This window comes from Pseudomonas sp. PDM14, assembly GCF_014851905.1.
Lineage (GTDB): Bacteria > Pseudomonadota > Gammaproteobacteria > Pseudomonadales > Pseudomonadaceae > Aquipseudomonas.
Map to the genome: position 1 here is coordinate 109,598 of NZ_JACVAQ010000002.1, position 17,237 is coordinate 126,834.

At 66.2% G+C, this 17,237-nt stretch carries 20 protein-coding genes and 1 riboswitch; of the genes, 11 read left to right on the forward strand and 9 right to left on the reverse strand.

All coding sequences use genetic code 11. The features are described 5' to 3' along the window. Window positions 1–257 precede the first annotated feature (257 nt). The 3 genes from IB229_RS13195 to IB229_RS13200 all read right to left on the reverse strand — a co-directional run bounded on the left by IB229_RS13195 (window position 258) and on the right by IB229_RS13200 (window position 2,398). On the reverse strand, window positions 258–1,349 hold the full coding sequence (locus tag IB229_RS13195) for a 3-deoxy-7-phosphoheptulonate synthase (RefSeq protein WP_192329641.1): 1,092 nt from the start codon (window positions 1,347–1,349) through the stop codon (window positions 258–260). Between the two features lie 269 nt (window positions 1,350–1,618). Further along, window positions 1,619–1,747, reverse strand: a complete 129-nt coding sequence (locus tag IB229_RS22045; protein ID WP_263864166.1) for a hypothetical protein — start codon at window positions 1,745–1,747, stop codon at window positions 1,619–1,621. Window positions 1,748–1,819: 72 nt separating this feature from the next. Beyond that, the gene (locus IB229_RS13200; RefSeq protein ID WP_192329643.1) at window positions 1,820–2,398 is read right to left on the reverse strand and encodes a TIGR00730 family Rossman fold protein; all 579 of its coding nucleotides are present in this window, start codon (window positions 2,396–2,398) and stop codon (window positions 1,820–1,822) included. A gap of 134 nt (window positions 2,399–2,532) precedes the next feature. Here IB229_RS13200 and IB229_RS13205 point away from each other — a divergent pair, with 134 nt between their 5' ends. Further along, entirely contained in the window at window positions 2,533–3,543 is a 1,011-nt protein-coding gene (locus IB229_RS13205; protein WP_192329645.1) for an ATP-binding protein, read from the forward strand. Continuing rightward, window positions 3,468–4,214, forward strand: a complete 747-nt coding sequence (locus tag IB229_RS13210; protein WP_192329647.1) for a vWA domain-containing protein — start codon at window positions 3,468–3,470, stop codon at window positions 4,212–4,214. Before IB229_RS13205 ends, IB229_RS13210 begins: the two co-directional genes overlap by 76 nt. A gap of 6 nt (window positions 4,215–4,220) precedes the next feature. On the opposite strand, the gene IB229_RS13215 is transcribed toward IB229_RS13210, so the two are convergent. From IB229_RS13215 to cbiE, 3 genes are read right to left on the reverse strand one after another with little or no spacing between them, the layout of a single operon-like run. Then, a complete protein-coding gene (locus IB229_RS13215) occupies window positions 4,221–4,937 on the reverse strand; it encodes a (2Fe-2S) ferredoxin domain-containing protein (protein WP_192329649.1) in 717 nt (238 codons plus the stop codon). A gap of 37 nt (window positions 4,938–4,974) precedes the next feature. Next, the gene (locus IB229_RS13220) at window positions 4,975–5,709 is read right to left on the reverse strand and encodes a cobalt-precorrin-6A reductase (RefSeq protein ID WP_192329651.1); all 735 of its coding nucleotides are present in this window, start codon (window positions 5,707–5,709) and stop codon (window positions 4,975–4,977) included. Beyond that, entirely contained in the window at window positions 5,706–6,926 is a 1,221-nt protein-coding gene (gene cbiE, locus IB229_RS13225) for a precorrin-6y C5,15-methyltransferase (decarboxylating) subunit CbiE (RefSeq protein WP_192329653.1), read from the reverse strand. The genes IB229_RS13220 and cbiE overlap by 4 nt, the downstream gene beginning before the upstream one ends. 63 nt (window positions 6,927–6,989) lie before the next feature. Beyond that, a riboswitch (cobalamin riboswitch) is annotated at window positions 6,990–7,336 on the forward strand. Window positions 7,337–7,426: 90 nt separating this feature from the next. On the opposite strand from cbiE, the gene cobG reads away from it, so the two are divergent. The 4 genes from cobG to cobJ are packed head-to-tail and all read left to right on the forward strand — an operon-like array spanning window position 7,427 to window position 11,843. Beyond that, entirely contained in the window at window positions 7,427–8,764 is a 1,338-nt protein-coding gene (gene cobG / locus IB229_RS13230; protein WP_318652110.1) for a precorrin-3B synthase, read from the forward strand. Further along, the gene (locus IB229_RS13235; RefSeq protein ID WP_192329657.1) at window positions 8,761–9,387 is read left to right on the forward strand and encodes a precorrin-8X methylmutase; all 627 of its coding nucleotides are present in this window, start codon (window positions 8,761–8,763) and stop codon (window positions 9,385–9,387) included. Before cobG ends, IB229_RS13235 begins: the two co-directional genes overlap by 4 nt. Then, the gene (locus IB229_RS13240) at window positions 9,384–10,136 is read left to right on the forward strand and encodes a precorrin-2 C(20)-methyltransferase (RefSeq protein WP_192329659.1); all 753 of its coding nucleotides are present in this window, start codon (window positions 9,384–9,386) and stop codon (window positions 10,134–10,136) included. Before IB229_RS13235 ends, IB229_RS13240 begins: the two co-directional genes overlap by 4 nt. Before the next feature lie 51 nt (window positions 10,137–10,187). After that, a complete protein-coding gene (gene cobJ, locus IB229_RS13245; protein WP_192329661.1) occupies window positions 10,188–11,843 on the forward strand; it encodes a precorrin-3B C(17)-methyltransferase in 1,656 nt (551 codons plus the stop codon). A 37-nt stretch (window positions 11,844–11,880) separates the two neighbouring features. Here cobJ and IB229_RS13250 read toward each other — a convergent pair whose 3' ends face one another. Further along, the gene (locus IB229_RS13250) at window positions 11,881–12,519 is read right to left on the reverse strand and encodes a hypothetical protein (RefSeq protein ID WP_192329663.1); all 639 of its coding nucleotides are present in this window, start codon (window positions 12,517–12,519) and stop codon (window positions 11,881–11,883) included. A 201-nt stretch (window positions 12,520–12,720) separates the two neighbouring features. Between IB229_RS13250 and IB229_RS13255 the strand changes: the two genes are divergently transcribed. Both IB229_RS13255 and IB229_RS13260 read left to right on the forward strand, forming a co-directional pair. Further along, window positions 12,721–13,455, forward strand: coding sequence for a DUF599 domain-containing protein (locus IB229_RS13255; RefSeq protein ID WP_192329665.1), 735 nt, complete (start codon window positions 12,721–12,723; stop codon window positions 13,453–13,455). Continuing rightward, a complete protein-coding gene (locus IB229_RS13260) occupies window positions 13,452–13,862 on the forward strand; it encodes an MAPEG family protein (protein ID WP_192329668.1) in 411 nt (136 codons plus the stop codon). The genes IB229_RS13255 and IB229_RS13260 overlap by 4 nt, the downstream gene beginning before the upstream one ends. Before the next feature lie 90 nt (window positions 13,863–13,952). On the opposite strand, the gene IB229_RS13265 is transcribed toward IB229_RS13260, so the two are convergent. Beyond that, window positions 13,953–14,243, reverse strand: a complete 291-nt coding sequence (locus IB229_RS13265; protein WP_192329669.1) for a hypothetical protein — start codon at window positions 14,241–14,243, stop codon at window positions 13,953–13,955. A gap of 162 nt (window positions 14,244–14,405) precedes the next feature. Continuing rightward, window positions 14,406–14,690: a hypothetical protein gene (locus IB229_RS13270; protein WP_192329670.1), complete on the reverse strand. Its 285-nt coding sequence runs from the start codon at window positions 14,688–14,690 to the stop codon at window positions 14,406–14,408. Between the two features lie 149 nt (window positions 14,691–14,839). Here IB229_RS13270 and IB229_RS13275 point away from each other — a divergent pair, with 149 nt between their 5' ends. From IB229_RS13275 to IB229_RS13285, 3 genes are all read left to right on the forward strand, one after another. Continuing rightward, window positions 14,840–15,301, forward strand: a complete 462-nt coding sequence (locus tag IB229_RS13275) for a PaaI family thioesterase (protein ID WP_192329671.1) — start codon at window positions 14,840–14,842, stop codon at window positions 15,299–15,301. Further along, window positions 15,301–15,747 (forward strand): PaaI family thioesterase, encoded by a 447-nt coding sequence (locus tag IB229_RS13280; RefSeq protein WP_192329673.1) that lies wholly within the window; start codon window positions 15,301–15,303, stop codon window positions 15,745–15,747. The genes IB229_RS13275 and IB229_RS13280 overlap by 1 nt, the downstream gene beginning before the upstream one ends. A 182-nt stretch (window positions 15,748–15,929) precedes the next feature. After that, complete coding sequence (locus IB229_RS13285) at window positions 15,930–17,177, forward strand: MFS transporter (RefSeq protein ID WP_192329675.1); 1,248 nt, start codon at window positions 15,930–15,932, stop codon at window positions 17,175–17,177. The last annotated feature ends 60 nt before the right edge of the window (window positions 17,178–17,237 follow it).

A 17,237-nucleotide genomic window follows, 5' to 3' on the forward strand; every position in this document is an offset into this window, starting at 1 on the left:
GCCACGCGAGTCCTGTAGTTGCGCAGCCCGTCCGGTCGCTCTGATCGTTCCCACGCTCCGCGTGGGAATGCCGCTTGTGGCGCTCTGCGCCATGGAATGTCACGTAAGCCTGTATGTCTTGCGGGCGCGGAGCGCCCTCGGATGCATTCCCACGCGGAGCGTGGGAACGATCATTGGGGTCACGTTTGCGTAGGATGGGGCGGGCCGCGCAGGTGGCGCGCAGCGATACCTATCAATGGCCACAGGCATCCGGCGATCTACAGCAGAGTGCGCATCCGTTCAGCCGCATCGCGCAGCATGCGTTCGGTACCATCCCAGCCGATGCAGGCATCGGTGATCGATACGCCGTAGCGCAGCTCGCCGCCGAGGCTCTGAGCGCCGTCGAACAGGTGGCTTTCGATCATCACCGCGCGCAGGGCGCCGTCGCCGGCCAGGCGCTGGTCGAGCACGCTGCGCAGCACCTCGGGTTGGCGTTGCGGGTTCTTGCCGCTGTTGGCGTGGCTGCAGTCGACCATGATCCGCGGGGCAATGCCCTGGCGCTCCAGCTCAGCACGCGCCGTGGCAACGCTGGCGGCGTCGTAGTTCGGCGCGCCATGGCCGCCGCGCAGCACCAGGTGGGTGTCCGGGTTGCCCTGCGTCGCCACGATTGCCGGTCGGCCGTAGTCGTCGACGCCGAAATGCTGATGCGCATGCGCCGCCGAGCGCATGGCGTCGCAGGCGATGCCGAGGCTGCCGTCGGTGCCGTTCTTGAATCCCACCGGCATCTCCAGACCGCTGACCAGTTCGCGATGCACCTGAGATTCACTGGTGCGTGCGCCAATCGCCGCCCAGCCGAGCAGGTCGTCGAAGTAGCCGGCGAGCAGCGGCTGCAGCAACTCGCTGGCCAGTGGCAGGCCCATTTCCAGCAAGTCGAGCATCAGCTGGCGTGACAGGCGCAGGCCTTCGGCCATGTCGCTGCTGCCATCCAGGTGCGGGTCGTAGACCAGGCCTTTCCAGCCCACGGTGGTGCGTGGTTTTTCGACGTAGGCGCGCATCACCAGCAACAGGCTGTCGTCCACGCGGCGGGCCAGTTCGGCCAGGCGTGTGGCGTATTCCAGGACGGCGCGTGGCTCGTGCAGTGAGCACGGGCCGACCACCACCAGCAGGCGTGAGTCGTGACCATCGAGAACATCGCGAATGGCCTGGCGCTGTTGCTGAACCTGACGGGCGAGGGTGGCGGTAAGCGGCAGCTGCTCGCGCAACTGGTCGGCGCTGGGCAGGGCGGTGGTCTGGCGCTGCGGGCGGCTAGGCGCCGGTGGCAGATCGCCGATGAGGGTGACGGGGGCGAGGGCGGTAACGGCTACGGACATGATCGGTTCCTTGGCCGGCGCGAGGGCTGTCGCGCGCGGCGTGCTATCTGGGGCGATGGGGTGTTCGACTGAGCAAGCGGGTGACGGCACTAAATCGCCAGTCGTAGCGGTAATAGGCGTAAGCGGTGGTGTAAGCGTTCATGGTTGATCCTCTGTGCGAGTGGCCCCTGCGGGCCGGAAAAAAACAAAACCCCCGGTCGGGAGGCCGACCGGGGGTTTCGAGAAACTGTCTGGTGGCGACCCTGTGCTGCTAGGGCGCCTGTGGGGTATCAGGCGCGCCTGTGGCTAAACCAATACCCATAAAAATAATCGGCGGCCACGGCCAATACCGCCTGCGCACGCGCCGCGACGCGCAGGGCATCGAGGTGGGTGGTCAGCAGGTGAGGGGTATGGGGCATGGCACGCTCCGATCAGGTTTTGGCACGTTAATTCATCGGCTGCAGGGCTTCAACCGCTAATTTCCCGCGGGCTCAGGTCTCGTCGCGCTGGATCCACTTGGCCACGCTTGGTGGCGTATAGGCGTGGATGGCGGCGAGCAGGCCGTCGATGGTGTCTTCGACGATCAGCATGTCGCGGTACACCGGCTTGACGAAGCCTTCCTCGACCAAGTGATCGAGAAAGCCGATCAGGCGATCGTAATAGCCGTCGGTATTGAGCAGTGCGCAGGGCTTGTGGTGATAGCCCAGCTGGGCCCAGGTCCAGACCTCGAACAGTTCCTCCAGGGTGCCGACACCGCCGGGCAGGGCGATGAAACCGTCGGACAACTCGGCCATCAGCGCTTTGCGCTGGTGCATGGAGTCGACGATGCGCAGGTCGTCGAGGGCGGTGTGCGCCACTTCCTTTTCCCACAGCGAGCGCGGGATCACGCCGATCACTTCGCCTTGTGCCTGCAGCGCCGCATTGGCCACGGCGCCCATCAGACCGACCGATGCGCCGCCGTAGACCAGGCCTATGCCGGCGTTGGCCAGGGCGCGGCCGAGCTGACTGGCAGCCTCGCCGTAGACGGCCTGGCGGCCGGAGCTGGAACCACAGAAAACACACAGACGCATGACGAATCTCCTTTGCGCGCATCGAGGGCGGCGACCTTAGCAGACCCTTCCCGGGCAGGACACACCGCGGCCGTTGCACTTTCGTCGTGGCCGCTGTTCTACAATGCCGCCTTCGTTTTCCGCCGGATGTCGCCATGACCAGCACTGCGCATTTCCCCCTCGCCGCCGTCGTCGCCGCCGACGACCTCAAGCTGGCGCTGTGCCTGGTGGCGGTCGATCCGGCGATTGGCGGCATCCTCATCGAGGGCCCGCGCGGCATGGCCAAGTCGACCCTGGCGCGTGGCGTGGCAGAGCTGCTGCCGAGCGGGCAATTCGTCACCCTGCCGCTGGGCGCCAGCGAGGAGCGCATCGTTGGCACGCTGGATCTGGATGCGGCACTGGGCGAAGGTCGCGCGCAGTTCTCGCCCGGCCTGCTGAGCCGTGCCGATGGCGGGGTGCTCTATGTCGATGAGGTCAATCTGCTGCCCGACCACCTGGTCGACCTGTTGCTGGATGCGGCGGCCAGCGGGGTAAACCATGTCGAGCGCGACGGTATTTCCCATCGGCACAGCGCGCGCTTCGTGCTGATCGGCACCATGAACGGCGAGGAGGGCGAACTGCGCCCGCAACTGCTCGACCGCTTCGGCCTCAACCTGGCGCTCGATGGCCAGCCGCAACCGGCCCTGCGTGCCGAGATCGTGCGCCGCCGTCTGGCCTTCGACGCGGACCCGCAGGCGTTCCTGCAGCAATGGGCCGGTGCCCAGGACGAGCTGCGCAGCCGCTGCCAGGCCGCGCGTGATCTGCTGCCTAGCATCGCCCTGGATGACGCGACGCTGAACGCGATCAGCCAGCGCTGCTTCGACGCCGGCGTCGACGGCCTGCGCGCCGACCTGGTCTGGCTGCGCGCCGCGCGCGCCCATGCCGCCTGGCGCGGCTCGGCGCAGATTGAAAACCTCGACATCGAGGCGGTCGCCGATTTCGTCCTGCGCCATCGCCGCCGTCACGCTTCGCCACCTGCCGCGCAGCCACCTCAGTCGCAGCCGAACCAGGCCGCTCCTGGCGAAACCGTGCAATCGAATCCTGATGGTCAATGGGGCGAGCTGCCGGCGCAACCGCAGGCGGCAGGCGAGCGGCGCGAGCCGCCACGCTGGGCAAAAAAGCCCTGAGCATCCGCCCGCGCCAGCCCCAGGGCGCGGATGCCAGACCTCGACCGGGCAGCCTGATCGGCGGACGCAGTGGCGCCAGCCGCAGCGGCCGGCTGGGCGCCGTCGACTGGCCGGCGAGCCTGCTCAAGGGCCGCCCGCGCAGCGTGCGTGAGCTGCTGCGGCGCCCGCGCAGCGCACAAGCGGATGAACTCTGGCTGGTGATCGTCGACGCCTCGGCCTCGACCCGCCGGCAGGGTGCGCTGAGCCAGGCCAAGGGCCTACTGGCCAGCGTCTTCGACCAGGCCTATCGGCAACGCGTGCGACTGGCCGTGCTGGCGGCCAGCGGTCAGGACGCGACCTGGCGCTGGCAGGGGCAGAAGGCCTCCACTGCGCTGAACGACTGGCTGCAGGATCTGGGTGCCGGTGGCGGCACACCGCTGATCGAAGCGCTACAGCAGGCTTCCGACTGGCTGCTGCGCCGCCAGCGCCTGAAACCCGCCGAAAACCAGCGCCTGCTGGTGCTCACCGATGGCCGCTTGCATGACTGGCCGGCGCTGTTGCCGGCTGCCTGCCCGGCGCTGTTGGTGGACATCGAGTGCGCGCCGATCCGCCTGGGCCGTGCGCAACGCCTGGCTGCCGAGCTGGGGGCCGAATACCAGCATATCGAGGAGATGGCGCTGCAGTCCCGCTGAGCGGGTTCAGCCGCGACGCATGATCAGCTCGGGCACCTCGCGCCCGGCGACGAACTGCTCCTGCACCAGGCGCTGCACATCGGCTTCGCTGGCGATCTGATACCAGGCGCCCGGCGGGTAGACGCTTAGGGTCGGGCCCTGGTCGCAGGGGAATTGGCACTGGGTGCGGGTGATGTGCACGCCACCCGCGCACTCCAGCTTGCCCGCCGCTTTCAATTGTTCGCGTAGCGCCTTCCACAACGGCAGCGCGCCGCGACGGGTGCAGCGCGGGCCGTTGCACAGCAACACGCGGTACTGGTGCTCGGGGATGCAGGACCAGGCGTGGGCATCGGGGAGGACGGGCACGTCGACGCAGCCAAGGTGCTTGTCGCGCTGCTCGATCAGCGCACCGATCGCGTCGAGCGCCTCGCTGTTGCCGCGGGCCACGAACAGTCGATTCGCCTGTTCGCCACCGATGCTCTGCAGTTCGCTGCGCAGCCAGTCCAGGTACGGGCTGCTGCTGTTCGGATCGAGGTCGATCAGCAGCAGCGGCAACTCGCCAGCGGCGACACAGGCGCGTACCTGTTGCCAGAGATCGGCGAAGCCCTCGCTGGTATCGACGATATCCGCCAGGGCTTCGGGGCCACGCAGGGCAATCAGCTGGCGCTGGAACAGGTCGGCGTAGGAGCCACGCTGCAGGTCAGGGCCGACGAGCAGCGTGCGGGCGTAAGGTGAGGCGGGCATGGCGGTTCCGTGTACGGCAAGGAAAGCGGCCGGCAGTTTACCCGAGCCCGCCGGGCAAGGCTTGCAGTGCCTGCCACAGCGCCTCGCCGGTGCTGAATTCGCGCGCCACCGCAGGCAGTGTCGGGCGCGCCAGTATCAGCACCGGCAGGCCGCGCTCGCGAGCCACCTGCAGCTTGGCCTCGGTGGCGCTACCGCCGCTGTTCTTGCTGATCAGCACATCGAAATTTTCCGCGGCGAACAGCGCGCGTTCACGCTCCAGGCTGAATGGGCCGCGGTCGCCGATCACACGTGCTCGGACGTTGCCAGGATGCTCGTCGAGCATGCGTACGGTCCAGAACTGCCCGGCCGGGATCTCGTCGAGGTGCTGCAGCGGTTCGCGGCCGAGGGTGAAGAACGGCCGCTGAAAGAGGCCGAGCGCGGTGCTCAGTTCGGCCCAGTCGGCCACTTCGCGCCAGTCATCCCCGGCGCCAGCCTGCCAGCCGGGGCGGCGCAGCGCCCAGCAGGGGATGCCGGTTTGTTCGGCGGCGCGGGCGGCGTTGGCGCTGATCTGCGCGGCATAGGGATGGGTGACGTCAAGCAGCAGGTCGATGCCCTGTTCGCGGATGAAGGCGGCCAGGCCCGCAGCGCCGCCGAAGCCGCCAACACGCACCTGGCAGGTCAGGTCACTGGGCACTTTGCCCAGCCCGGCGAGGCTGTAGATATGCGGCGGGCCAAGGCGACGGGCGATGGCCAGGGCATCGCCGACGCCACCGAGCAGGAGGAGGCGTGTCATGCCGGCACGGCGCTCGCAGGCTTGTGCAGTTCCAGCAGGGTGATCGGCAGGGCGCTGCGCCAGGTGTCGAAGCCGCCCAGCGGCTGCGCCTGGGCCACGGCGATGCGGGTCAGTTCGCCACCGTGGGTTTCGCGCCAGGCGACCAGCACCGCTTCGCTCTGCAGGGTGACGGCGTTGGCGATCAGCCGGCCACCGGGCTTTAGCTGCTGCCAGCAGTGTTCGAGCACGCCGGCAATGGTCACGCCGCCGCCGATGAAGATCGCCTCGGGGCGTTCGAGGCCGTGCAGTGCCTCGGGTGCGGCGCCGCATACCAGGTGCAGGGCGGGCACGCCAAGGGCGTCGCGGTTGTGCTGGATCAGTTGCTGCCGACTGTTGTCGGCTTCGATGGCGATGGCGCGGCAGCTGGGGTGCGCACGCATCCACTCGATGCCGATGGAGCCGCAGCCGGCGCCGACATCCCACAGCAGCTCGCCGGGCCGAGGCGCCAGGCGGGCGAGGGTGATGGCGCGCACGTCACGCTTGGTCAGCTGGCCATCGTGGCGGTAGGCGTCGTCGGGCAGGCCGCAGGTCAGCGGCAGGTGAGTGGCATCGGCATCGGCCAGGCATTCCACCGCCAGCAGGTTGAGCGCCGCGGCTTCGTTGAGCGCCCAGTCCTGGGCCAGGCCATCGATGCGCCGCTCCAGCGGGCCGCCGAGGTGTTCGAGCACGGTCAGGCGGCTGGGGCCGAAACCGCGTTCGCGCAGCAGCGTGGCAATGGCGGCGGGGCTGCTGCCGTCGTTGCATAGAATCAGCAAGCGCTGGCCCGCGTGGATGTGTGCATGCAACGCTGCCAGCGGGCGGGCCACTACCGAGAGCAGGCTGACCTCCTGCAACGGCCAGCCGAGGCGCGCAGCCGCCAGCGAATAGGAGGAGGGTGCGGGCAGGACCAACAGCTCGTCCGTCGGTATCTGCCGCGCCAGGCTGGCGCCGACGCCGAACAGCATCGGATCGCCGCTGGCCAACACACAGACCGGCGTGCCGCGGTGCTCCAGCACGGGCGCCAGGCTGAACGGGCTGGGCCAGGCCTGGCGTGGTGCGCGAATACAGAGAGGCAACAGGTCGAGCTGGCGCGGTGCGCCGACGATCCTCGCGGCGCCCAGCAGCGCGCGCCGCGCGGCCTTGCCTAGCCCGGCATAGCCGTCTTCACCGATTCCCACCACCGTCAGCCACTGCGCCATGCGCCTTCCTCACTGTAAAACCCGTGCGACGAGCAGGCTTGTCGCTGCGCCGGACAAAGCGGGCATAATAGCGCCTTCGTCGGTGCCTGATGGGTTCGCCCGCAGGCCGAAGAGGGAATACGGAGGAGGCGTCGCTTCCAACCGTGGCTGCCCCCGCAACTGTAAGCAGCGAGTCGTTCCGCGCAGATACCACAGAGAACCCTGTTTCGGATTTCTTGAACTAGAGCCAGGCAAGGCGAAACCAGGCGAAGAAGCGCAATTTACGAGGTGTAAATGAGCATTCTGAGCCTGATTTCAACGCAGCCTGGCCGACGATCAAGGGATTCGAGACGGGTTCTGAGCAATCGGGAAGGTGGTGGAACGATCTTGACCTGCCAGCCAGGAGACCTGCCGACGACGCTGTCGCGAGTGCCAACATCGGGCGGGGTGTACCGATGCCGCAGTACCTGTCTGTTCGGGTGCTGCTGGTCCGGTCGCCGCGCCTTGCTTCTGGTGACCCTTTGAACGAATTGCCCGCCATCGCCGACCTGCCCGTGCCACGCCCTTCGGCGTGCCCCGGGCTGCTGCGCATCGTCGCGGCACTGGACGGCGGCGTCTGCCGGGTCAAGTTGCCCTGCGGCGTGCTCAGCAGCGCCCAGGCCCGCGCTATCGCCAGTGCCGCGCAGGCCTGCGCCAGCGGTGTGCTGGAACTGACCAACCGCAGCAACCTGCAGGTCCGTGGCGTGCGCAGCGACCAGGCGGATCGGCTGATCGCGGCCCTGCTCGACGCCGGCCTCGGCCCGCGCACCCTGGGTGCGGACGATGTGCGCAACCTGCTGGTCAGCCCGGCGGCCGGCCTTGATCCGGCTGCACACCTCGATGTGCGCCCTCTGGCCGAGCAGATCCTCGATCTGCTGCAGGACACGCCGGCGTTCCACGGCCTGTCGCCCAAATTCGCCCTGCAACTCGACGGTGGCGAAGCCCTGAACATGCTCGAACACCCGCATGACCTGTGGCTGAGCGCAGTGCCGGGTGATGACGCCGCACTGGCCTTCGGCCTGGCAGGCAGGCCGCTGGATGCACCATTGGCGCGGGTGCCGCGCGAGCATGCCGTGGCGCTGGTCGAGGCGGTGCTGCAGCTGTTCCTCGATATCGCGAGCGACGAGCAGGTGCGCATGCGTCAGCTGCTGGGCAGCCTCGCGGCCGAGGATTTTCTCGTGCAATTGCAGGCACGGCTGCCATTCGCCTTGCTGCCTGCACAGAGGGTTGCACGCGAGCCGGTGCTGACACGCCTACCGCTCGGCCTTCTCCCCCAGCGCCAAACCGGCCTGCAGATGCTGCTGGCCGCCAGCGACCTCGGGCGCATCGACGCCAGCCAACTGACGGCGCTGGCCGACATCGCCGAGCGTGATGGCGACGGCAGCCTGCGCCTGACGCCGTGGCAGGGCGTGCTGCTGCCGAACATTGCCAGTGACCGTGCGGCCGCCGTGCGTGCTGCCGTGGCCGCGCTGAGGTTGCGCGTGGATGCGGAAGAGCCGCTGACCCAGCTGGTCGCCTGCACGGGCTCCGCCGCCTGCATCAAGGGCCACGCCGATACCAAGGCCGACGCGCTGCGCCTGGCCGAACTGCTGCGCGCTGGTGGTGCACGGCCGCAGGTGCACCTGAGTGGCTGCGCTCGTTCGTGTTCCAGCGCACACACCGCCCCTTTCACCCTGCTGGCGCAGCCCGGTGGCCGCTACCAGCTGTACCAGCGCGCCCCCGGCGTGAGCGGCTTCGGCCGCCTGCTGGCTCCATCTCTCAGTATCGATGACGCTGGCGCCTGGTTCGCCGCGCAGTCCGAACCAGGAAAAACCGCATGATCGAGTACATCCGCGACGGCCAGGAAATCTACCGCCAGTCGTTCGCCACCATCCGCGCCGAGGCCGATCTGTCGGCCATCCCCACCGACCTGGAGAAGCTCGCCGTGCGCCTGATCCACGCCTGCGGCATGGTCGACGTGGTGCAGGACATCCGCTTCTCGCCCGGTGCCGGCGCGGCCGGGCGCAGCGCCCTGGCGGCCGGTGCAGCGATCCTCTGCGATGCGCGGATGGTCGCCGAGGGCATCACCCGCGCGCGCCTGCCGGCCAACAACCCGGTGATCTGCACCCTGCATGACGAACGCGTGCCGGCCCTGGCGCGCGAGCTGGGCAATACCCGTTCCGCCGCCGCGCTGGAGCATTGGCGCGAGCACCTGGAAGGCAGCGTGGTGGTGATCGGCAATGCGCCGACCGCGTTGTTCTACCTGCTGGAAATGCTCGATGCCGGCGCACCGAAGCCGGCATTGATCATCGGCATGCCGGTGGGCTTCATCGGCGCTGCCGAATCCAAGGACATGCTCGCCGCCGACAGCCGCGGCGTGCCCTACGTGATCGTGCGCGGCCGCCGCGGGGGCAGTGCCATGGCCGCCGCGGCAGTCAACGCCCTGGCCACGGAGGTCGAATGATGAGCAACGGCAAGGGGCGTCTGCTCGGCATTGGCGTCGGTCCCGGCGACCCGGAACTGATCACCCTCAAGGCACTGCGTCTGCTGCAAGGCGCGCCGGTGGTGGGCTATTTCGTGGCCAAGGCCAAGGCGAACAAGGGCCAGGGCGGCAACGCTTTCGGCATCATCGAACAGCACCTGACCCCGGCGCAGCAGCGCCTGCCGCTGGTGTATCCGGTGACCACCGAGAAGCTGGAGCCACCGCTGACCTATGAAACGGTGATCAGCGACTTCTACGACACCTGCGCCGTGCAGGTCGCCGCGCATCTGGACGCTGGTCGCGATGTGGCGGTGATCTGCGAGGGCGACCCGTTCTTCTACGGCTCGTACATGTACCTGCATGATCGCCTGTCCGGCGCCTATCACGCCGATGTGGTGCCGGGCGTCTGCTCGATGCTCGGCGGCGCGGCCGTGCTCGGCGTGCCGCTGGTGTACCGCAACCAGAGCCTGTCGGTGCTCTCCGGCGTGTTGCCGGAAGAGGAACTGAAGCAGCGCCTGGCAGTGGCCGACGCGGCGGTGGTGATGAAGCTGGGGCGCAACTTCGACAAGGTGCGTCGCGTACTTGGCGACCTCGGCCTGGCCGGGCGCGCGCTGTATGTGGAGCGCGCGACCATGGACAACCAGCGCATCGTGCCGCTGGACGAAGTCGAGCCGATGGCCTCGCCATATTTCTCGCTGGTGGTGATTCCCGGCGAGAAATGGAGCGGCTGAGTCCTCGAACGCCTGATTCACACGCCCCAGCCTCTTCATTCAAGGTTTTCCATGTCTTCGATTCCCGCCCTGATCATCCTCGGTAACAGTGCGCTGGCCACCGCGCGCCGGTTGCAGACGCTCTACCCGCAGGCGCAGATCCACGGCCTGCGCGGGCGCGTCGAGGGCGTCGAACAGCCCTACGACGATTTCGGCGATACCCTGCGCAGCCTGTATCGCGCCGGTACGCCGATCATCGCCCTGTGCGCGGCCGGTATTGTCATTCGCTGCCTGGCACCGCTGCTGGCCAGCAAAGGCGCCGAGCCGCCGGTGCTGGCTGTAGCCGAAGACGGTAGCGCGGTGGTGCCGTTGCTCGGTGGCCTGGGTGGCGTCAACGTCATGGCCCGTGAGATTGGCGTGCTGCTCGCGGTGCCGGCAGCGATCACCACCAGCGGCGAACTGCGCTTCGGCACCTGCGTGCTCAACCCGCCGCCGGGCTACGTGCTGGCTGATCTGGAGCAGGGCAAGCGCCTGGTCAGCGATTTGCTGGCGGGCGATTCGCTGCGCATCGAGGGCGAGGCGCCCTGGCTGGAACAGGCCAGCTTGCCGCTGGATGAGCAGGGCAGCCGCACGTTGCGTATCAGCCCCCATGTGGGCGGGCAGGGCGATGCGCTGCTGATTCATCCGCGCCTGGTGCTGGCGCGCATCGATGCCCAGGCCGACGCCTCGGCCGATGCCGTGCGCGAGCTGTTGCAGACGGCGGGCCTGGCTTCGGTGTCGCTGGCGGCCTTGCTGGCCGGGCGCGAGCGAATGAGCGATGCGCAGCTGGCAGCCGTGGCCGCTGAATTGGAGGTGCCGCTGCGTTTCATAGGCACTGACGTCGAGTTGCCCGCTGCGCTGATCGAGAGCGCCGGCGTGGCACTGCACCTGGCCGATTCGCCACAGCATGCCGAGACAAATGGCAAGCCACGCGGCCGCCTCAGTGTGGTCGGTCTCGGCCCCGGCGCTGCTGAGCTGATGGCGCCGGCAGTACGCCAGGCGCTGGACGAGGCCGAGGATGTGCTCGGCTACGAAACCTACGTGAACATGGCCGGGCCGTTCCATGCCGGCCAGGTGCTGCATTGCAGCGACAATCGCGAAGAATTGCAGCGCGCTGCCCACGCGTTCGAGTTGGCCACGCAAGGACGCCGTGTGGTGGTGGTGTCGTCCGGCGATCCGGGTGTGTTCGCCATGGCCGCGGCGGTGCTCGAAGCGCTGGAGGCGTCGAGCGAGCCCGCCTGGCGGCAGGTCGAGCTGCAGATGCTGCCGGGCGTGTCTGCCGCGCTGGCCACGGCCGCCAAAGCCGGTGCGCCGCTAGGCCATGACTTCTGCATGCTGTCGCTGTCGGACAACCTCAAGCCTTGGGCGATGATCGAGAAACGCCTGGATCACGCCGCGGCGGCCGACCTGGCGATGGCCTTCTACAACCCGATTTCCAAGTCGCGCCCCTGGCAGCTGGGCCGCGCACTGGAAATCGTCCGTCAGCACCGCACGCCGGACACTGTGGTGGTGCTGGGCCGTGACATCGGCCGCCCGGCCGAATGTTTACGCATCCTCAGCCTGGGTGAGCTGACGGCAGAGCTGGTCGATATGCGCACGCTGGTGATCATCGGCTCGTCGACCACCCGCCGTTTCGCCCGCGATGACGGCAGCGAGTGGGCCTACACGCCGCGCTGGTATCCGCACTAGATATTGCGCCGCATCGTTTTTGCTCAAGTGCTATGAATTAATTGAGCGACCGCTGGATACCTTCGTCACTCAAGAGTTCTTCGAGTTTCGCTTTGAATGCTGCAGGAACAGCTTTTTTTGCGTGCTTTGGTGGATTGAATGCACTGCCGCCAAGATTGTCACGGCCCGAAACTTCACTCTCGCCGATTAAGATCCAGCTAGAGTCGTATACAGAGGCTTTCATGTCATATATGAGAGCCGTATTGTTCATCGTATCGGCTTTCCACTCAGTAATTGTGAACAAAATAATTCGCTTTGCTTTCTCTTCTTTATAGCCCTCAGCTAGAACGCTCTTGTTTACAGATTGAGGGACCGATATTACTGATGCCTTTGCTCCTGCCTTAATAAATGTGCGGACAATAGACTCGGCCATATCATCGGACAATGCCGCACCGCTGAGAGTGTTTATATCGAACGGGTTGCCGAAGCCGCCGCGCTGTACGCCTACAAAGGTGGGCGTTTTACTTCCCGAAAGCACATATGGTCTCTGATCTTGTACGGCAACTGCCACGGCTAGGCCCTTGGTGACTTTTATGTCCGCGAGCGTTTCATGATAAGAGTGCTTATTTCCAACCGCGCAGCCCGAAATCAGGGCAAAGACGAACAAGCCTAAGCACATCTTTACACATCGACTCATTTTCACTCTCCTTTTAAAACGAAGGAGACTAGCAAAAGGTTCGTGTCGAAATCTAGAAAGAGTTTGAAGGCGCATTGGCGAGGGTACTTGGCGCATAGTGATGCCAAGGCTCGCCGTTGGCGATTGAACTTTCGGACGCTCAATTAGTTGGCGAAATACTTACGGCCTGCTGTCTATAATCGGTACGTCCAAGGAGCTGGCATGTCGATCGATCCTACCGTTGTCTCTCATCTGCTCGCTGTCATCTGGTTTGTCGGCTGCTGGTTCGGCTACACCCGTTACGCCAGCTGGAAGGCCCGCGACACGGCGTGCCTGTCCAGCGTGCTGCACCTGTACCGCGAGGACTGGATGCGCCGCCTGCTGCTGCGCGACAACCGCATTGCCGACGCCAGCGTGATTGGCAACCTGGAGCGTAACGCCTCGTTCTTCGCCTCCAGCACGCTGATCATCCTCGCCGGTATCTTCACCGTGCTCGGTGCTTCCGACCGGGCGCTGTCCCTGCTGGCCGATCTGCCGCTGGTGCAGCCGGTCAGCCGCGAGATGGCCGAGTTCAAGCTGTTGTGCCTGGCGCTGGTGTTCGTCTACGCGTTCTTCACCTTCAGCTGGTGCATGCGTCAATACAACTTCTCCGCGGTGCTGATCGGCTCGGCGCCGATGGTGGGCGAGCGCGATGTTTCCGAGCAGGAACGCAAGGCCTTCGCCGTGCGTGCGGCACGGGTGATCTCGATGGCTGCCAACCAGTTCAACCTGGGCCTGCGCGCCTATTATTTCGGCATGGCCACGCTGGCATGGTTCATCAATCCCTGGTTCTTCATGCTGGTCACGGTGGGGGTGGTCGTCGTGTTGTACCGCCGTGAGTTTCACTCCGATGTACTCGATGTGATGGTGTTTACCCCAACTCAGGCAGGCGAACTGCCGAAGGAGAAAAACGAATGAGCATTCCGTTCTGGTGTGTATTTATCGCCGCGCTGCTGATCTACCTCGCCAAGCTGCCCGTGGCCAAGGCCATGGCTGCCGAGTCGGGCGGCTACGACAACCATCATCCACGGGCTCAGCAGGGCCGCCTGACCGGGCTCGGCGCGCGGGCCTATGCGGCGCACCTGAATAGCATCGAGATCTTCCCGCTGTTCGCCGCTGGCGTGCTGATGGCGCACACCACCCAGGTGTTCGGCTGGTGGGTGGACCTGCTGGCGATTCTGTTCATCGTCACCCGCGTGCTCTACCTGGTCTTCTACTGGCGTGACATCGCCACGCCGCGCTCGGCGGTGTGGATCGTCGGCCTGCTCTGCTGCCTGTTGTTGATGCTGGCCCCGGCGATTCGCTGGCTGCTGGTCAGCGTCTGACCTGCTAGCGCACGCAGGCCCGGCCTGCTGCATATGCCACAAACGACAAGGCCCGCATGAGCGGGCCTTGTTGCGTGTGCGCGGTGGCGGTTACTTGCCGTCGACGGCGTCACCGATCTCATCGGCCGCGTCGTCCATGGCATCGCCAGCGTCATCCGCGGCGTCTTCGACCTTCTCGCCGGTGGTGGGTTCGCGGCCCAGGGCCTGGTTGGTCTTGTCACCGATGGCTTCGCCGGTTTCCTCGGTGGCATCGCCGAGCGACTCCATGGCTTCGGACGCGGACTCCTTGGCCGACTCCATCTTGTCTTCAGGGGTCTTTTCGCAGGCGGCCAGACCCAGGGTCACGGCCAGCAGCAGGGCATATGTCAGCGGTTTCTGCACGATTGAATCTCCATTGGCTGCGGATGCGATGAATCATCCGTGCGTCTTGGAGCCGGGGGCGTTGGCGAAGTTCCGGGATGAATTACGGCGACGGCGGGGCGGGGGTAGTGCGCAGGGCAGGGAGGAAAATTGCCTGCGGCAGGGCCGCAGGCAATCCGGGTATTACTGTTGCTGATTGGCCGGCGGCGTGGTTGGCGCCGGAGTGGCCGGAGCAGGCGGAGGCGTCATGGGAGCCGACTCTTCAGCATTCTCCTCGGCACGCTCCTGTGCGGCTTCAGCTTGCTTCTTGGCCGCTTCATTGCTGTGTTCGGCGGCGTCGTTAAGGGATTCCTGTGCTTCCGACTGCGCCTCGCGGGCGTCCTCGGCTTTGTCCTCGGAGGCTTTGTCGCACGCGGCGAGACCGAGGGTGGCAGCTAACATCATTGCGTAGGCGAGTGACTTCTGCATGGTTTGGTTCTCCTTGGAAAAATGGCCAGCACATTTTCGAGGCTGCCTGGGCGTCAGAAGTTCACTGTGTTTGCCGCTGCCGGAGGTGTGACGGCGCCGGGGCGCGGGTATCATGCGCAGCTTCATGCAGTCGCCACGAGGTCCTGACGATGAGCGATAACCCCATTCTAGAGCGCGCCGAGCGCTTTCTTTCGGCCCTGCGCCACTGCCAGGTGCTGGGCCTGCAGGTGCACGAGGCGGTCGCCTCCGGCCTGACCCTGCGCCTGCCGTACAGCACGCAGATCGTCGGCGATCCGCAGAGCGGGGTGATCCACGGTGGCGCGATCACCACTCTGATGGACACCACCTGTGGCATCTCCACCGTGTGCGTGCTGCCGGAATTCGAGATCTGCCCGACGCTCGACCTGCGCATCGACTACATGCGCCCGGCCCAGCCGAACAAGGACGTGTTCGGCTTCGCCGAGTGCTACCGGGTCACCGAGAACATCATCTTCACCCGCGGTTACGCCTACCAGGACAACCCGCAGGAGCCGATCGCCCACGTGGTCGGCGCGTTCATGCGCATGGGCAAGCCGACCGAACTCAAGCGCTCTGCCAAGGGAGTGGCCTGATGACCACGCTGAACCTCAACGAGCTGGTGCGCGAAGCCCACGAGAAGAACGACTACGACACGCTGCTGAGTCTGATTCCCTACGCCAAGCTGATCGGCATCGAATGCCTGCGCCTGGGCGATGACATGGTCTTCCGCCTGCCGGCGAACAAGGACAACATCGGCAACCCGACACTGCCGGCGCTGCACGGCGGAGTGATCGCCGGTTTCATGGAGCACGCCGCGATGCTCCACCTGCTGATGTTCATGGGCATCCCGCATTTGCCGAAAATCATCGACTTCTCGATAGATTACCTGCGCGCCGGCCATTATCGTGACACCTACGCGCAGTGCCAGGTCTGGCGCCAGGGGCGCCGGGTGGCCAATGTGGCGATCACCGCCTGGCAGACCAACCAGACCGAGCCGATTGCCACCGCACGGGCGCATTTCAAAGTCGATGAGCCCTAAGACCCTGTTTACGATCTCTTGCCCGTCGGCCATACCGCGTTAAAAACAGTCTCGGAATGCTCATTTACAGCCCGTAAACTCCGCTTCCTCGACTGTTTTTGCCTTGTCTGGCTCTAGTCCAAAAGTTCGTAAACAGACTCTGCGCCGTTCACGCTCGGGAAATAGAAGAATAAGGACACTCAATGGATGCGTTGCTGATCCTCGGCGGCCTGCTGCTGATTCTTGCCGGGCTGATCTGGCTGGTCATGCTGGCTTTCGGCACCAGCCTGCTGTGGGGCTGGGGCAGCCTGATCCCGCCGATCACCCTGGTCTACGTGCTGCGCCACTGGCGTACCGCGCGCAAGGCGGTGGCGCTGGCTGGGCTCGGCTTCATTCCGCTGGTGGTCGGCCTGACCCTGCTGGCCAGCCATGACCCGGTGCGGCTGGCGGCGATCCTCAGCCTGGACTGGGCGAAACCGGCCTACCAGGCACCGGCCGAACTGGATATCGATCTGCATGGCGAACTCAATGGCCAGGCCTTTGCCCCGCAGCACGCCGAGCTGATCGATGGCGTGCTGAGCCTGCGCGAGGGCCAGGATTTCTTCGCCCGCCGCGAGGTGAAGATCCGTCTGCCGCAGGGCGCGACGAAGGCGCCGATCCGCCTCGACGTGCTGCCCGAGGACAGCGGCAACCTGCCGGAAGTCGAAGTGAGCTGGCTGCTGCCCGAACAGGACCTGCCGGAGGCCCGGCGCCTGAGCAAGGGCTACACCCTGCACCTGGACCTGCAGGCGTTGCCGCCGAACAAGCTCAATGGCGACTTCCACCTGGTGCTGCCCGCGCAGTACGGCACTACCCTCAGCGGCCGCCTGGAGCTGTTCACCGATCGCCTGCGCTACCGCGACGGCCAGCTCGACACCGCGTTCGACTCCCAGGAAACCCTGGTGCATGTGGTCGAGGATCACCTGCAGCGTCGCTTCGCCAGCCGGCTTGTGCAGGTGCAGCCGATCCCGCTGGTGACTTTTCCGACCACCCGCGTACCGCTGACCGTCACGGCCAGGGTCAATGGCCAGGATCAACAGGTGGAACTGGTGCTGCGCAAAGGGCAGAGCGGCTGGCAGGTCGAGGGCGATCACTACCCGCAGCTGGCGCAGTCGACGAGTGCCCCGAGCAAACCGAGCAGCGCCCAGGTGCCGACGCCGCGTGAGCCAAGCCGGCCGACGGTCGACCGTCGCGTGCGCTTCTCGCTGCTGCGTCTGCTGAGCAATCCGCAGCAATACCAGAACCTCAGCATGCGCGTGTTCAAGGTCAGTGGCGGCGCTGCCGAAGGGCGTTTTGCCGGCCTCGACAGCGACGGCAGCATCCGCCTGAGCCAGCAGCACGGCGGTGCCGGGCAGGCCAGTTTCACCCTGCACCCGGACGAAATCAGCCGCGTCGAGCTGCTCGAACCCTGAACGGGTTTTTCGCCAAGCCCTTGAAATTCATTCCGAAGTCCCCATCTGCAGGACATCCCG

What these genes read in the sequence shown, in the direction of transcription:
- cbiE (WP_192329653.1), bottom strand. Translation starts at nt 6,926, where the DNA reads ATGGCGCAGTGGCTGACGGTGGTGGGAATCGGTGAAGACGGCTATGCC.
- cobJ (WP_192329661.1), top strand. Translation starts at nt 10,188, where the DNA reads ATGTCTTCGATTCCCGCCCTGATCATCCTCGGTAACAGTGCGCTGGCC.
- IB229_RS13215 (WP_192329649.1), bottom strand. Translation starts at nt 4,937, where the DNA reads ATGCCCGCCTCACCTTACGCCCGCACGCTGCTCGTCGGCCCTGACCTG.
- IB229_RS13200 (WP_192329643.1), bottom strand. Translation starts at nt 2,398, where the DNA reads ATGCGTCTGTGTGTTTTCTGTGGTTCCAGCTCCGGCCGCCAGGCCGTC.
- IB229_RS13280 (WP_192329673.1), top strand. Translation starts at nt 15,301, where the DNA reads ATGACCACGCTGAACCTCAACGAGCTGGTGCGCGAAGCCCACGAGAAG.
- IB229_RS13220 (WP_192329651.1), bottom strand. Translation starts at nt 5,709, where the DNA reads ATGACACGCCTCCTCCTGCTCGGTGGCGTCGGCGATGCCCTGGCCATC.
- IB229_RS13270 (WP_192329670.1), bottom strand. Translation starts at nt 14,690, where the DNA reads ATGCAGAAGTCACTCGCCTACGCAATGATGTTAGCTGCCACCCTCGGT.
- IB229_RS13285 (WP_192329675.1), top strand. Translation starts at nt 15,930, where the DNA reads ATGGATGCGTTGCTGATCCTCGGCGGCCTGCTGCTGATTCTTGCCGGG.
- IB229_RS13195 (WP_192329641.1), bottom strand. Translation starts at nt 1,349, where the DNA reads ATGTCCGTAGCCGTTACCGCCCTCGCCCCCGTCACCCTCATCGGCGAT.
- IB229_RS13260 (WP_192329668.1), top strand. Translation starts at nt 13,452, where the DNA reads ATGAGCATTCCGTTCTGGTGTGTATTTATCGCCGCGCTGCTGATCTAC.
- IB229_RS13240 (WP_192329659.1), top strand. Translation starts at nt 9,384, where the DNA reads ATGATGAGCAACGGCAAGGGGCGTCTGCTCGGCATTGGCGTCGGTCCC.
- IB229_RS13210 (WP_192329647.1), top strand. Translation starts at nt 3,468, where the DNA reads ATGGGGCGAGCTGCCGGCGCAACCGCAGGCGGCAGGCGAGCGGCGCGA.
- IB229_RS13255 (WP_192329665.1), top strand. Translation starts at nt 12,721, where the DNA reads ATGTCGATCGATCCTACCGTTGTCTCTCATCTGCTCGCTGTCATCTGG.
- IB229_RS13235 (WP_192329657.1), top strand. Translation starts at nt 8,761, where the DNA reads ATGATCGAGTACATCCGCGACGGCCAGGAAATCTACCGCCAGTCGTTC.
- IB229_RS13275 (WP_192329671.1), top strand. Translation starts at nt 14,840, where the DNA reads ATGAGCGATAACCCCATTCTAGAGCGCGCCGAGCGCTTTCTTTCGGCC.
- IB229_RS13250 (WP_192329663.1), bottom strand. Translation starts at nt 12,519, where the DNA reads ATGAGTCGATGTGTAAAGATGTGCTTAGGCTTGTTCGTCTTTGCCCTG.
- IB229_RS22045 (WP_263864166.1), bottom strand. Translation starts at nt 1,747, where the DNA reads ATGCCCCATACCCCTCACCTGCTGACCACCCACCTCGATGCCCTGCGC.
- IB229_RS13205 (WP_192329645.1), top strand. Translation starts at nt 2,533, where the DNA reads ATGACCAGCACTGCGCATTTCCCCCTCGCCGCCGTCGTCGCCGCCGAC.